This is a genomic window from Robiginitalea marina, from assembly GCF_024006985.1.
Taxonomy (GTDB): Bacteria; Bacteroidota; Bacteroidia; order Flavobacteriales; family Flavobacteriaceae; genus Robiginitalea; species Robiginitalea marina.
In genome coordinates this window covers 1-670 of the sequence record NZ_JAMXIB010000032.1, presented here as the reverse complement: position 1 = coordinate 670, position 670 = coordinate 1, and the positions used below count along the sequence as shown (strand labels likewise).

Here is a 670-nt window from a genome sequence, read left to right as displayed (position 1 = left end):
GTGAACGTGCCGTCCCCGTTGTCCGCCAGGGAAGTCAGCGTTTCGGTGAACGTGGTAATGGTACCGTCTTCCGAAGTATAGGTAAAACTCCCATCGGCATTGTCTGATAACGTGGTCACGGTCTCGTCGATATCCGTAACGGAACCCCCGGCATCGGTTACCGTGGCAATGCGGTTGCCCGCCACCGTATTGCTGATGGCAATCCCATTGGTATTGATAGTTACATCACTGCCGTCGTTGTTGGTAAAGGTATAAGTGCCATCGCCATTGTCCGTGATGTCGGCCTTGCCCACCGTCTGTGGAACCCCGCTCTCATTGACATAGGTAAAGCTGCCATCCCCGTTATCAGTCAGGTTGGTCACCGTCTCGGCGACCGTTACCGAAGCCACATTCAGGTAAAGTCCTCCGTCGGATCCTGCGATAATGTCGTTGTTGGCATCAGCACTAATCAGGTTGATGGTGACAGGGGTGCCGGTTTCGTCGGTATAAGTAAAAGTCGCGTCTCCATTATCCACGAGGGTCGATATGGACGCGTCGCTGATCAGCGTTGTGTTGCCGGCCGCGTCTGTAAAGGTATACGTGCCGTCGCCATTGTCCACCAGGGAAACCGTGCCCGCCGCTGCGTTGATCTCATCGATGGCCGCCTGTACGTCCGTGGCGGCAAGGCCGC

At 56.0% G+C, this 670-nt stretch carries 1 pseudogene; it reads right to left on the bottom strand.

The annotated features are described in order from the left end of the window. Positions 1–670: pseudogene (locus NG653_RS14635) on the bottom strand (hypothetical protein); the annotation flags it as partial.